The sequence below is a fragment of the Brevibacterium sp. RIT 803 genome (assembly GCF_016892625.1).
In the GTDB taxonomy this organism is placed as follows: domain Bacteria; phylum Actinomycetota; class Actinomycetes; order Actinomycetales; family Brevibacteriaceae; genus Brevibacterium.
Genome location: NZ_JAFEMW010000001.1, coordinates 1,230,452 through 1,243,826, shown reverse-complemented (window position 1 = coordinate 1,243,826; position 13,375 = coordinate 1,230,452). Strand labels below are relative to the sequence as shown.

General features: G+C 63.7%; 11 protein-coding genes and 1 tRNA gene. 8 read left to right on the top strand and 4 right to left on the bottom strand.

Annotated elements, in window-relative coordinates:
• Window positions 1-14: 14 nt before the first annotated feature.
• A complete protein-coding gene (locus JTF07_RS05660) occupies window positions 15-2,240 on the bottom strand; it encodes an FAD/NAD(P)-binding protein (RefSeq protein ID WP_204233266.1) in 2,226 nt (741 codons plus the stop codon).
• Window positions 2,237-4,102 carry an LCP family protein gene (locus tag JTF07_RS05655; RefSeq protein WP_204233265.1) on the bottom strand — a complete coding sequence of 622 codons (1,866 nt, stop codon included), beginning with the start codon at window positions 4,100-4,102 and terminating at the stop codon, window positions 2,237-2,239. The genes JTF07_RS05660 and JTF07_RS05655 overlap by 4 nt, the downstream gene beginning before the upstream one ends.
• Before the next feature lie 751 nt (window positions 4,103-4,853).
• Between JTF07_RS05655 and JTF07_RS05650 the strand changes: the two genes are divergently transcribed.
• The 8 genes from JTF07_RS05650 (at window position 4,854) to JTF07_RS05615 (ending at window position 11,794) form a co-directional block, all read left to right on the top strand.
• Window positions 4,854-4,942: transfer RNA gene (locus JTF07_RS05650), tRNA-Ser, on the top strand.
• Window positions 4,943-5,127: 185 nt separating this feature from the next.
• A complete protein-coding gene (locus tag JTF07_RS05645) occupies window positions 5,128-5,721 on the top strand; it encodes a short chain dehydrogenase (RefSeq protein ID WP_204233264.1) in 594 nt (197 codons plus the stop codon).
• A 56-nt stretch (window positions 5,722-5,777) separates the two neighbouring features.
• Window positions 5,778-6,533 carry a GntR family transcriptional regulator gene (locus tag JTF07_RS05640; RefSeq protein WP_204233263.1) on the top strand — a complete coding sequence of 252 codons (756 nt, stop codon included), beginning with the start codon at window positions 5,778-5,780 and terminating at the stop codon, window positions 6,531-6,533.
• A 254-nt stretch (window positions 6,534-6,787) separates the two neighbouring features.
• The gene (locus JTF07_RS05635; protein ID WP_353843900.1) at window positions 6,788-8,101 is read left to right on the top strand and encodes an NAD(P)/FAD-dependent oxidoreductase; all 1,314 of its coding nucleotides are present in this window, start codon (window positions 6,788-6,790) and stop codon (window positions 8,099-8,101) included.
• Between the two features lie 58 nt (window positions 8,102-8,159).
• On the top strand, window positions 8,160-9,059 hold the full coding sequence (locus tag JTF07_RS05630) for a dihydrodipicolinate synthase family protein (RefSeq protein WP_204233261.1): 900 nt from the start codon (window positions 8,160-8,162) through the stop codon (window positions 9,057-9,059).
• A gap of 33 nt (window positions 9,060-9,092) precedes the next feature.
• Window positions 9,093-10,178, top strand: coding sequence for a proline racemase family protein (locus tag JTF07_RS05625; protein WP_204233260.1), 1,086 nt, complete (start codon window positions 9,093-9,095; stop codon window positions 10,176-10,178).
• 38 nt (window positions 10,179-10,216) lie between these two features.
• Window positions 10,217-10,981, top strand: coding sequence for an SDR family NAD(P)-dependent oxidoreductase (locus JTF07_RS05620; protein WP_204233259.1), 765 nt, complete (start codon window positions 10,217-10,219; stop codon window positions 10,979-10,981).
• A 57-nt stretch (window positions 10,982-11,038) separates the two neighbouring features.
• Window positions 11,039-11,794 (top strand): SDR family NAD(P)-dependent oxidoreductase, encoded by a 756-nt coding sequence (locus JTF07_RS05615; RefSeq protein ID WP_204233258.1) that lies wholly within the window; start codon window positions 11,039-11,041, stop codon window positions 11,792-11,794.
• A gap of 34 nt (window positions 11,795-11,828) precedes the next feature.
• Here JTF07_RS05615 and JTF07_RS05610 read toward each other — a convergent pair whose 3' ends face one another.
• Both JTF07_RS05610 and JTF07_RS05605 read right to left on the bottom strand, forming a co-directional pair.
• The gene (locus JTF07_RS05610) at window positions 11,829-12,632 is read right to left on the bottom strand and encodes an amino acid ABC transporter ATP-binding protein (protein WP_143920774.1); all 804 of its coding nucleotides are present in this window, start codon (window positions 12,630-12,632) and stop codon (window positions 11,829-11,831) included.
• On the bottom strand, window positions 12,629-13,366 hold the full coding sequence (locus tag JTF07_RS05605) for an amino acid ABC transporter permease (RefSeq protein WP_204233257.1): 738 nt from the start codon (window positions 13,364-13,366) through the stop codon (window positions 12,629-12,631). Before JTF07_RS05605 ends, JTF07_RS05610 begins: the two co-directional genes overlap by 4 nt.
• Window positions 13,367-13,375 lie beyond the last annotated feature (9 nt).

Sequence of the window (13,375 nt, the reverse complement as noted above, 5' to 3'; positions counted from 1 at the left end):
GCCCAGCGGAACTGTCAGATGAGGTCGAGAATGGCCTCGGCCGCGGCGTTGGCGTCGTTCAGTGTCGCTGCGTTCGTATGGGGATTCGCGGCGATCGCCAGACCCCACTGGACGGAGGAGAGCTGAATGGACAATGCGAAACGGCGGGGGTGCACGGTGCCGTCGACATCGATCGTGCGGTAGGGGCGCGGCGTGAGCGACAGTCCGTTGAGGAACTTCTCACGACCGTCGTCCAACGTCAGACGGGCGGGCGTGAGTTGGCCGCGTTCGACCATCCCGTGCACCAGCACATCGGCGGCCCGGGACACCGCGTTCGTCGGTGAAGCAGCATCGATGACGACGCTGCCCGTGATGCCACCCGCGACCTGCGTCGAGGTGACCGTGAAGATCTGCGGCAACGGATCCATGCTCGTCACCGCGGGCATCCCGTCCACAGGTGCAGAGACATCGGGATTCGCCTCAATGCGCATGTCCGGGCCGATGAACTCGACGAGGCCGGCTTCGGCCAGGGCGAGAAGCTCAGCGATGCGCTGCGGGGGAGGACCGTCGCAGATGCCGGAGACGAAGCTTTCGAACCAACCGCAGATCTCCATGTCGATGCTGACCCGGTCGATATGGCCTGCCACGATGAGCTCTTTGAGCAGCAGCCGAGACTGCCAGAGCACGGTGAACAGCGACTTCTCGGCACTGCCCTCGGGGCCGGCCAGCGAATCGTGGAGGTCGGCGCGGAGGAAGTCGAGCATCCACTCGTGCAGGGAGTTCGCCTCCCTGGGACCTCGGCTGTCGAACTCATGGCCTTCGAGCGGGTTGAGCAGCTCGTGCAGTGACATGCGGTGAGCGGAGTCGGGGACGAGGCTCTCCTCGATCTCCGACCAGGCGAAGGCCTCACGGGTGACACGGCCCTGGCGCGCGGCCTCGGCGGCTTCGTGCTGGCGCGACTCGGCAGCGGCGGCAGTGTTCCCGACATGTAAGTCGGTGGACTCGTGTGCCTCCGGGTGGGTCTCCTGCCAGGTGCGCCTGGTCAGGTGTCGGGACACCGCCTCGGCGATGGCCTCACGCAGCTGACCTGGGTCACCGGCGAACGCATCGGGACGGATCCGGGACAGGGTGCTGTAGTAGGCGAGACGGAGGTCGGCCAGGATGAGCGGCCACAGCTGGTCGTTGAAACGTGCTCCCGCCCTCCGGTCACCGTCGAGGTCGTCGAGGCCGGCCAGCAGTGCGATGTTCTCTCGCGTGAAGTAGCGCAGAGGCCAAGGTGAGCGAGGGTGGGCCTGGCAGATGGGCTTGCTGCGGTAGGGAATGCCGCGGCGTGAGCCGAGCAGCAGGCGAGGCTCCTCACCGCTGCGCACATAGCGCAGCTCGCCAGCGATGTCGGGATCCGGGTCGAAACGGCCTCCGCGTTCATGCGTGAACAGTGTCTGCAGGTCGAAGTAGTTCAGACCCATGCCACGGACGATGACACGGTTGCCGGGTGCCACCTCGGCGATGGGAGCTTCCGCCGGCAGGCCCTGTGGGATGTAGAGTCCGCCGGCGCGCTGTGCGAAGGCCGCGAGCCGGGCTCGCTCCTCGGTCTGCGCGCTGGGGATGTGGCCGACGGCGAGGACGACGGCCGAGGCGATGATGGCGGTTCCGTCCTCGCAGCGGACCAGCTGCGGCGGCACGGTTTCAGGGTCTGTGGACGTGTGCCCCAAAGGCTCGACGGGCGGGAGATCGATGACCGATTCGACCGTGGTCGGGTGTTCGACGATCGTGACGAAGTCAGGTGCGGTGTCGCGGATGCGAGCATAGGCATCGCGCAGATACCGGCCGTAGAGAGTCCGACTGGGGAACGTGGCATCGACGGGGTCCGTTCCGCCCTCATCTCGATACCACTGCGCCATGTTCGGGCCGAACCGGTCGGTCGCACCATCGGGGGAGACGAACGAACAGCTGGAGTCGGGGAAGATCGTCTGTTCGGCGATCGTCGTGTTCATCAGGAGGGTCTCGGGCTGATCCGTTCGCCAGACGATTCCCGCGCCTGGAGGATAGGGATCGATGAGGTGGATGACGACCGTGGGCGGGGTGCCTGCGCCCGAGAACCGTTCGGCGGCGAGGGCGACGAGTCTCTCGAGGACCGAGATCCCGCGAGGCCCGGCGCCGATGATCGCCACCGAATGGGCCTGTGCCCCTGGAACGTCAGCAGCGGGTGAGTGCACCTCAGATGGGCTTCCGGCTCCCGACTGTGGCGAGGAAGTCGTCACCCTTCATCTCCGGCTCCCGGACCTGGGTAGCCGGGGAAGTCGTCGCCGGGCTTGAAGCCCTTCGGGTAGCACTTGCCTTCGGCATTGGGCTCGCCCGGCTTCGTGGTCTCGGTGGGCTCACCGCCCTCTTCTCCGGCGGGCGCTTCCTCGGCTGCTGCCCCCTCGGCGGGAGCCTCTTCCGTCGGCTCCTCCTCGGCGGTGTCCTTCTTCTCTTCCGGAGCTGCAGTATTCGTCGGTTTAGGCGTCTCCTCACCCGTGGACGCGCCCTTGACCTCGTCGAGGATCCACTTGTGGAGGACATCGAAGTCGGGGTCGTAGGTGGGGGTGACGTCGTTGTTGATCTGCACCGTCGTGACGTCGCCCTTCTGCATCGAGACCGCGAGTTCGATGAAGGCCGGGACCTCGTTCTGTGGAATCGAGGTGGCGATGTTCTTAGTCGCCGAGTTCGCGAGTTTGGGGTACGCGGTGGCGAGTTCGCGAGGGTCGACCTGATCGAGGGTGGTCTTGATCATGCGCTGCTGACGGCACATGCGGTCGTAGTTGTCGCTGCCTTCACGTGAGCGCACGTACCAGAGCGCGTCCTTGCCCCTCAGCGTCTGCGGACCCGGATCGACCCAGCCGTAGACCTCGTTGGCGGCTCCGGACATCGACTTGCCGCCGCCCATCGGGATGGGGCGTTCGACGTCGATCTTCACGCCGCCGATGGCGTCGACGACGTCCTCGAAACCGCCCATGTCCACCGAAGCCCAGTAGTCGAGGTTGAGGCCCAGGGAGCCCTCCACCGCCTGCATCGTGGTGAACATTCCCGGTTCCAGGCCATGGGGGTTGCCGATGTCGCCCTTGTTCTGCTCGCCCCACTGCCAGACGGAGTTGATGAGGTCGACCGACGACTGACCCGTGGGCCGGAATCCGTCGGGCCAGGCCTCGTCCAATTCGCTTCCTTCGGGGAAGATCGGGAACGCGAGGTTACGAGGTACAGAGATCAGTGCGGTATTGCCGGTCTTCGTGTCGATCGAGGCGACGAGCATGGTGTCGGGACGTGTACCCTCACGGTCATCGCCGTTGTCGCGGCCCATGAGGAAGACGTTGATGTAGGGTTTGTCGGCCCAGAGGTCTTCGGCGCTCTTGGCATGTCCTGTGCTGTCGCCGAAGAGGCTGGAGACCGTATCGCCCTGGACTCGGGCGTAGACCGAACCGACGCCGAGGGGGATGCCGACGATGAGTGCGAGCGAGACGACGAGCACGCCGGCCATCTTGTTCTGCCACGGGGCATAGCGGTGACCTTTGCGCAGCCCGAAGTGGGAGATCACGATCGCGAGGACCCAGATCACGCCGATGATGGCGAGGATGATCGCGAGGAAGGTCAGCATCGTCGGACTTGAGACGACGGTGCCGAACGCGCGGATCGGTCCTTTGATGAGGACATAGACGAGAGCGACGAGGAAGGTGAGGACGAACCCGCCGAGCAGGATGAAGCCCAGTGGCCGGAATCGAGTGCGCAGCAGTCCGATGCCTGGCAGCAGGGTACTCAGGGAGGTCCAGCCGACGAGGCTGGGGAAGGCTTCTCCGACCCGCGACGAATGGCGCCGTGCGCACGAGGTCTCGGCGGGGTGTGCAGCTTCGTCCGTTCGGCGGTCTCTGCGTCGCGGTGCTGCGCTTGCATCCTCAGCGACTCTGTCTGCTGATGCCCTCGCCGAGGCGGGGCCGCGGTTGCGTGCATCGGTGGACCGGGCAGCGTTGCCGGGTCTTGGTTCTGGTGCGGAGGCAGTCTGCTGCGGCGAGCTGGCACTGCGTTCCTGAGCCTCGGCGGCAGATGCCACACCTGCGGCGGAAGCCCCGCTGGCGCCCGCGGCACGAAGCATCCGTGCTTCGCGGCGAGTGCGTGGAGCTACTGGACGAGGCGTCGGTGCCTTCGACTGTTTGCTCAGGGAACTCGGCTGCTGTGATGCGGAGGACTGACGGCGTGCATCGACCGAATTCTGCGATCCGGCCGAATTCTGCGACCAGGCTGAGTTCTGCGACTGCCTGGTTGAGTTCTGCGTCTGAGGGGAGGACCGCTGTGGCTTCGACTGCGAGTTCGATGACGGACGAAGCGAGGTCGCTTCATCCTCACTGGCCGTTGCATCACCGCGGAACCGAGGACGAGAAGAAGCACGGAGACGGTGACCAGCAGGGCGAGAATTGGGGTCGTTCCCATTCGGCCCGTGCTTGTCAGGGGGAATCTCTGGCAAGTTCTTAACTCCTCGTAGGTTTACGTCTCGTGCTGTGTGCGTTGCTCGCGATGCCGACTATCGGCGCGCATCATGATCGATGCCAGCGCAGGAGGCACCTCCGTAGCATCGTTCCCAAACCCGTCAGAGAGCAAACCGCTGAACACTTCAGATCGATTTTACGCCCGTAGATTGATGAATGCTGGAATTCGCGTGTATGTGAGCAGAGGAACCTGGCCGCCATCCCCCGTTTTCCGGTGATCCGACTCTAACTGGATTATGATCAAGGCCACTCTTTGTCGGTACGCTTTGCTCTTCGCCGCTGGTTTCGCATAGGCTGTTCCCCGTAGTGCAAACTGCAGGTTCGGCACTCTCTTCAAGGAGAGGTGTCGAGTCAGTATTTGGAGTCGTGGCTGAGCGGCCGAAAGCGTCACCCTGCTAAGGTGAAGTCCCTTGAACTGGGGACCGAGGGTTCAAATCCCTCCGACTCCGCGTTGTGAATTGCCCCCGTCTGACCAGTGAGACACTGCTCAGGCGGGGGTTTTTCGTCTGCTCGCACCTCGGGGTCAGGGAGCAGCGGCGCCCCATCCCTGGTGTGATTGCTCGTCATCCCCTAGGCTCAGGATTGTCAGTCAATCGTGAGTGGTATTTCAATGCAGCTACGAGGAGTCAGTGTCATGAAGATCTTGTTGGTCGGAGCCGCGGGGCACGTCGGAGGGGTTGCTCGAGCCGAGTTGGAGGCGCGAGGGCACAGCGTCGTTTCGGCGTCCCGATCGACTCAGCCTGGAGTCGACACCTCGGATCCTGAATCGATTGCCGCGCTGCTCGAAGCGGTCGGACGAATCGACGCCATCGTCGTGGCGGTGGGCTCTGCGGCATTCAAGCCGGTCACCGAGCTCACGCGTGAGGACTACATGAGTGCCTTTGTGTCGAAGACTTTGGGCCAGGTTGAATTCGTCACGCAGGGCCTCGACTATCTCAACGACGGCGGATCCATCACGGTGACCACCGGTGTGCTCAGCCGAGAGCCTGTGCCGACGGCAGCTGCGGCCGCATTGGTCAACGGCGCCGTCGAATCATTCGTCATCTCCGCTGCCCCAGAGCTTCCGCGCGGCATCCGTATCAATGCAGTCAGCCCAAATGTGCTGGCGAATTCTCCGCACTTCCACGACGCATTCGCAGGGATGGTTCCGGTGACCGACGAGCAGGTCGCTGCGGCGTTCGTGCGCTCCGTCGAAGGAAACATCACCGGCAGGGTCATCTCTGTCTGACCCAGTCCGGCAATTTGACCGGGCTCAGCAATCGATATCGATCAGGAGGCGCCGGAGTGGACTCATCGGAAATAGCGAAAGACGATATCGAGCGCGCATCGGCAGGCGCTTCCAGGTCGGGCGCACCGCAGAAATCCTCCGGCGGCACGGCGCAGGCTCCTGCTTCCAATACGGAGCGCCGGCAGCGCGTCGTTGATGAGATCAAGCGACGAATCGTGGTCGGCGAGATCCGGCCGGGTCAGCGCATCATCGAAGCCGAGCTCACGTCTTCTCTCGACGTCAGCCGTCCGACCGCTCGCGAGGCACTCAATCAGATGGCGAGGGACGGCTTTCTGATCCAGGAGGCCTACCGTGGCCTTCGGGTCGCCGATATTCAGTCCGATTCACTGCTCGACATCGCTCGAATCCGGGTCGCCCTGGACACCGAGGCGATCAGCGAGATCCTCGCCGACAAGACCGGCCGGAGGATGGAGGCGCTGGAAGACGCATGGCGGACGTTCGAGAAAGCCACCGCAGAATCGGACCCTCTGGCCCTGCACGAGGCGCACGTGCGATTCCACCGGGGAATCTGGGAAGCGGCGGACAACTACCTGCTCATGCGTATCTGGCCGGTGATGGAAGCGCAGATGACGATCGTTTTGGCCTATGACCAATTCACCCGGACGAATCCTGCACGGGCGCATGCCATCCACGCGGCGCTGATGCGTGCAATCCGCACGGGTGATCCTGCCCAGATTCGCACAGCCCTGGACGTTCACACCATGGACAGCGCCCAGGAGCTCGCCTTGCTGACTCCTGAATCGACCGATTGACCGGTTGGCGTGCGGGCCCACTGACCAACCAGCTGGCTGCCTGCCCGACTGACTGGTCGACTGACTGGCCGGCCGGCCAGTCGACCGACTGGCTGACCGACCGACCAGCCGGCCGAATGACTGGCTGACCGACCGACCGGCTGTTCCCAGAATTCAGTGGGGCATCAGCCATCCCGACGCGCCAGCTCTCGGGAAACTCTGCGCGGAAGAGCATTGACGCGATCACCACGAATGCGTAGCGTGACCCTCAAGGGATTGTCATACAATCCGGAAGCTGCGACCAATGTCGGTCGCGGTCGGCACGGAGGGAGACCTGCATGAAGGTAGTCGTTGTCGGCGGTGGAGTGGTGGGCCTGGCCAGCGCCTATGAATTGGCGTCTGCCGGCTGCGAGGTCACGCTCCTCGAATCAGGAAAGTGCGGCGCCGGCGCATCCCATGGCAACGCGGCGAAAGTGGCACTGGCTGAGAGCACACCGGTTCCCGGGCCAGGTGTTCTGCTGCAGGGCATCAGATGGATGCTCAGGCCCGACAGCCCCCTGTCGATCAAACCGACTGTGGCGCCCGGATACCTGAAGTTTCTGCTCCGGATGGCCCAACACTGCAACGCCAAGGACTTCGATGCGGGTCTCGACGTGCACCTGCGCATGGGAGAAGACGCGAATGCGCTCTTCGATGACTATCAGCGCCAGGGCATCGATTTCGAGATGCATGCGCGGGGAGTGCTCCTGGCATTTGAGACCACCGCTCGATTCGAAGAACACGCTCAGACCCTGAAGGCGTTCGCAACGGCTGGTCACGTCGCCGAAGAACTCCACGGTGATGACCTGTTGGAGGCGGAACCGGCACTGAGCGACCGAATTCGCCACGGGATGTTCTTTCCCACCGATCGACAGATCGAACCCGACTCGCTGACCCGCGGGCTGCTGAAGAAGTTGGGCGACATCGGTGTGAGAGTGCGCGAGGGAGCGACCGTGCGCAGCTTCGTGCGCAGCGGTGATACTGTCACTGCGATCGGCACCACTGACGCAGAGGTCATCACTGCCGATGCCGTCGTCGTCGCCGCAGGCGTGCCGACCGGTGCACTCCTGGGTGAGCTCGGACGCCGACTGCCCATCTATTCGGGCAAGGGGTACAGCATCGACTACGCGCCGGCGCCGATACGACTGAGAACCTCACTGACTCTCGAAGACACCAGGGTCGCAGTCACCCCACTCAACGGCATGCTTCGGCTGGCGGGGACGATGGAATTCGGCAGCCGAGATGACGAAGTCAATGGCGTCCGCGTCGAAGCCATTCGCCGTGCGGCCAGACAATCCTTCCGTGACTGGGGTGATTCGCCGACCGGTGAGCAGGCTCCGTGGGCGGGTTCGCGGCCGATGACACCGGACGGGCTTCCCGTGATCGGCAACCTGGGCACGGCGAAGAACGCCTTTGTGAATTCCGGCCATTCGATGTTGGGGCTGACCCTGGCACCCGCCTCGGCGAAGGTGCTCACCGACATCATGCTCGACCGAAGATCCAACCTCAGTCCCGATCTCCTCGCACGGATATCACCACAGCGATTCTGATCGATTCCCGCTCCTCGTCCACTGTTGTACGACAGCCACCAGTTGAAAGGCCAAACTCATGTCACTCACCTTCACCGGCATCTATGCCGCATGCATCACCCCGTTCAGTCCTGACGGCGGCGAGATCGATATCGCCGGTATCGGGGCTCAGGTCGAGCATATGATCTCGAACGGCGTCCACGGATTGGTGCCGGGTGGTTCGACCGGAGAATTCACCGCACTCACTGTCGCGGAGCGCAAGGCCGGCAACCGCGCCTACATTCAAGCAGCAGGTGGGCGTGTGCCCGTGGTTGCGGGAACTGGGGCACTCTCAACGGCAGAGACCATCGAGCTCAGCCGCGATGCCCAAGAGGCAGGTGCCGATGCTCTGATGATCGTCCCTCCCTTCTACGACACTCCGTCAATCGAAGAGACCATCGCCCACTACCGGGCAGTCTCGAGCGTCGTCGACATTCCGATCATGTTCTACAACATTCCGGATGCCACCGGGCTTGACGTCAGTGCTGAAGAGTTCGGCCGACTTGGTCGGGAGGGAGGAGTCGCGTGCTACAAGGACACCAGCGGCGACTTCTCGAAGTTCACCTCCGTCTATCTCGACCAGTCCGATGACATCCAAGCTATCAACGGCTGTGACACCTTGACCTTCGCAGCGCTCGCACTCGGAACCAATGCAGGTGTGTGGGGAGCAGCCAGCTTCATTCCCCGCCTGTGTGTCGATCTGTACAACGCGTTGGCCATCGACACTGACATGACCCGGGCGCGGGAACTGTGGGAGAAGATTCACCCCATCTGTGTCTTCCTCGAATCACACAGCTATGCCTGCGGAGTGAAGACAGGGGTCGAACTCGTCGGGATGCCGGCAGGACCGACGCGCGCGCCGATTCTGCCACTGGCGACGGAATATCGCGAGGAACTTCGAGGCCTCCTCAGTGCCGCAGGCCTCGAGACCGTCGCCTGAGCGTCAACCGTCTTCGAACGAGGTATCGACACAATGGCCAACAGGCAGCTCATTCAGGCGGTCGACGTACACGCGGCTGGTGAACCGGGCCGAGTCCTCATGGGCTCAGGTCTGCGGGTCAAGGGTGCGACCATGGTCGAGCGACTTCGCTACTGTCGTGACCATCTCGATGACCTGCGGACCCTGGTCCTGCAGGAACCTCGCGGGTATCCCGGGCTCTGCTCGCCGCTGATCGTCCCTCCGGCCGATCCCAGCTGCGACTTCGGGATGATCGTCATGGAACAGGGCGGATTCCGACCCATGTCGGGATCGAATCTCATCTGCGCGGTGACCGCACTCATCGAGACCGGGGCGATCGATGTCCTCGAACCCATCACCACTCTGCGCGTGGACACCGCGGTCGGGATCGTCACGGTGCGCGCAAGAGTGGAAGAAGGCCGGGCCACACTGGTCACCTTCGACAACGTGCCCGCGTTCGTCCATGGTCTTGATCTGCCGCTGGAGGTTCCCGGCTACGGAACGATTCCCGTCGACATCGTCTTCGGGGGACAGTTCTACGTGCAAGCCGAGGCAGAGCACCTCGGCATCGACCTCGAGCCGGCCAACGCGAAGGAGATCATCCGGGCCGCCTCGGTGATGAGGAAGGCCGCCGACGATGCGTTCGACGTCGTCCATCCGCTCATCCCCGAGATCGACTCGATCGCTCTGCCGATGATCCACGGACCGGCACGAACCGAGGGCACGCACGGCCGCAATGCCGTGGTTCTGCCCAACGGGGACGTCGACCTTGATGATCCGAGCACCTGGTCAGGCACCTTTGATCGGTCGCCGTGCGGAACCGGCACCAGCGCCCGTGTGGCAGCGATGTATGCCAGGAGAGAGCTGCCCATCGGGGAGAAGTTCGTTCACGAATCGATGATGGGCACGACCTTCACCGCCGAGGTGAAGGAGACGGCATCCGTGGGCGGTCTTCCAGGGATCGTGCCGACGATCAGCGGTCGCGGGTGGATCACCGGGTTCCACCAGCTCGTCCTCGAATCCGACGATCCGTTCCCTGTCGGCTATACCGTCGGCGACATCTGGGGACGAGGGATGGGCCGAATGACGGCCGGGGAATGAACTGAGTGTCAGTACTCCCGACTGCGAATGGACAGCGCATGGCGAAGGGAAAGCTTATGGAACTCGACGGTCGTACCATCATCGTCACCGGAGCCGCCGGCGGCATCGGCTCGGCGATCGCCATAGCCTGCGCACACCAGGGCGGAACCGTCATCGCCGTGGACCGGGTGGACATGCCTCCCGATCCTTGCCTGCCTGCCGAGGTGGGTGCACGGATCTCGTCGTACCCGGCCGATATCTCAACGGCGGCAGGCTGCGCCGATCTCCTCACCGGCGTGCTCGCCCGCTTCGGAGTCGTCGATGGCCTCGTCAATTGCGCAGGAGTGATGCGCCGAGGTTCCCTCCTTGACATCGCTGAGGGCGACTGGGCGGCGACCTTCGCCGTCAACGTCGATGCCGTCATGCGTCTGAGCCGCGGACTCCTGCCGTCGCTCATCGGTGCGGGGACCGGATCGATCGTCAACATCGCCTCCCAGTGGGGTCTGCACCCGGCAGGCGGCCACATCGCATACAACACCTCCAAGGCCGCGGTCGTCTCGTTCAGCCAGAGTCTTGCCCGCGACTACGGCGGACAGGGAGTGCGGGTCAACGCCGTCTGCCCCGGCGAGATCCTCACCCCGATGCTGGAGCAGAAGCTCGAAACCTCGAATATCGCCGAGGCGGTCCTGGCCGAGTCCATCCCGCTGGGTCGACTGGGCCGTCCGGAGGAAGTCGCGGAGTTGACGACGTTCCTGCTCAGCGATCGAGCATCGTTCATCTCCGGTGCCGCGATCGAGATCACCGGGGCACAACAGGTCGGTTGAGAAGCCGAACCGGGTGCGAAAGCAGGTCGCCGGGCCCGGTCGATGAAGGAGGACGATATGACCGTCGAAGAAGCGCGCCCACTGGCTGGAAGGCGAGTCCTCGTCACGGGCGGGTCGAAGGGGATCGGGGCAGCCATTGTCAGGGCCGTCCATCGGGACGGGGCGGCAGTGGCGATCCACTTCAACTCCGACGAGCACAGCGCTCGTGGCCTCGCGGCCGAACTCGGGCAGCGCGCACACCTCGTGGGTGCCGACCTGGCACGTCCCGGCACTGCCGCGGGGCTGTGGGCCTCGGCGAACGAAGCCCTGGGCGGCGTCGACACTCTCATCAACAACGCCGGAGCCTGGATCGCCTCGCCTGCAGCTGACCCGCACGCATGGACTCGGGGATGGGAGGCGAACCTGCAGCTCAATCTCATCTCCGCAGCAGATCTGTGCAAGTGCGCCCTCGAAGAGTTCCCCAACCTCGGCGGGGGAACGATCGTCAACATCACGAGCCGCTCGGCCCATCGCGGCGATGATGCCGAGCACCTTGCCTACGGTGCGGCCAAGGGAGGGCTGCTGAGCCTGACGAAGGGGATCGCCCGGGGATTCGGCCACATGGGCGTCCTCGCGTATGCCGTGGCTCCAGGATGGGTGGATACCGGCCTCGCCTCCGGGGAGATCGACGCGGGGACTCTCGCCGACCTCCCGCTGCGAGAAGTCACCCCGCCCGAAGACGTCGCCGAACTCGTGGCGTTCCTCGTCTCCGGACGGTCACGGCACCTGACCGGGGCAACCCTCGACATCACCGGGGCCGGCTACGTGCGGTGAACGCACGGAATCAGAGCACCCGCATGGCGCCGAATCAGAACCGCACAGCGTCGATGAATTTCTTCAGCTCCGGGTCCTCTGCTCTGTTGAAGGCATCGTCCGGGGTCGCATTCACCGCAATCTCTCCTTCGTGGAAGAACACGACCCGGTCTGCGGCCTTCGACGCGAACGCCATATCGTGAGTGACGAGAGCGACGGCGATTCCTTCTTCTTCCTTGAGACGACGGAGAACGTCGAGGACCTCGGCGGCCACCGGTGGATCGAGCGCGCTCGTGATCTCATCGCAGAGCAGAAGCTTCGGTCGCATCATCAGCGCACGGGCGATCGCGACGCGTTGCCGCTCACCACCGGAGAGTTCGCTGGGTCGGGAGTGGATGTGGTCGGACATCCCCACCTCGGCGAGGGCCTTCTCCGCTCGCTCCAGCGCTGCGGACTCGGACATGCCCAGGCGCTTCCGCGGAGCAAGCGTGAGATTCTTGAGCACGTCCATGTGCGGCCACAGCGTGTAGCTCTGGAAGATCATGCCGACGTGGGAATCGACCTGCTTCCACGCCGGTGTGCGCTTCGAATCCTCGAACACGACTTCACCGTCGAAGGTCATCGTGCCGTCATCGGGGTCGGTGAGCCCGGCGATCGCCCGCAGCAGCGTGGACTTGCCTGACCCGGACCTGCCGATGATGACGGTGATGTCGCCGGCGAGCATGTCGAAGTCGATGCTCTTCATGACCTCGCGATCACCGAAGCTCTTCTTCAGCCCGCGGCAGGACACGAGCACATCGCCGGACTTCGCGGCGATGTCCCTGTGTGTCCCGGTGTGGGCAGCTGAGTTCTCACTCATGGTTTGACCTCGACTTTCGTTCCAGGAGCCATCTGTGCCGCAAGGCTCTTGCGACGAGTGCCGCGCACATTGCCCGTCTCCATCATGTTGCGTTCGATCTTGCTCAGGATGAGCGAAGCAGGGAATGCGATGGCGAAGTACATGAGAGCTGCGACGGAGAGGATCTCCAGTGCTCGGTAGGACTCCGTGGAGATCTTGTTCGCAGTGAACATCAGATCGGCCACCGCGATCGTGGACACCAGCGCGGTGTCTTTGAACAGTGAGATGTCGAGCGACATGATCACCGGCAGCTGCTGTTTGAGCGCCTGCGGGACGATGATGTGACGGATCTGCTGGAACCTGGTCAGTCGGAGCATCTTGCCTGCTTCGACCTGTTCAGGAGGAACCGCTTGGAAACCGCTGCGGTAGGCCTCCGCCATGAATGCGGTGAGATTGAGCGTCAGCGCGATGACTGCCGATATCGTGCCGGGGATGGTGATCCCGGTCAGAGTCGGCAGTGCGTAGTAGACCCAGAACAGCTGCACGAGAAGTGGGGTGCAGCGGAAGATCTCGATATAGAGCTGAGCGATCCAACGAATCACCTCGATGTTGGACATGCGCAGCAAGGCCACCGGAATGGCCAGGATCATGCTGAGGATGATGACGATGACCGATATCTCCACGGTCAGGAGCAGGCCGTCGAGCAACCGTGGGAAGTTGTTCGTGACCACGCTCCAGTCGAACGTGTAGTTCATGGGATTTCC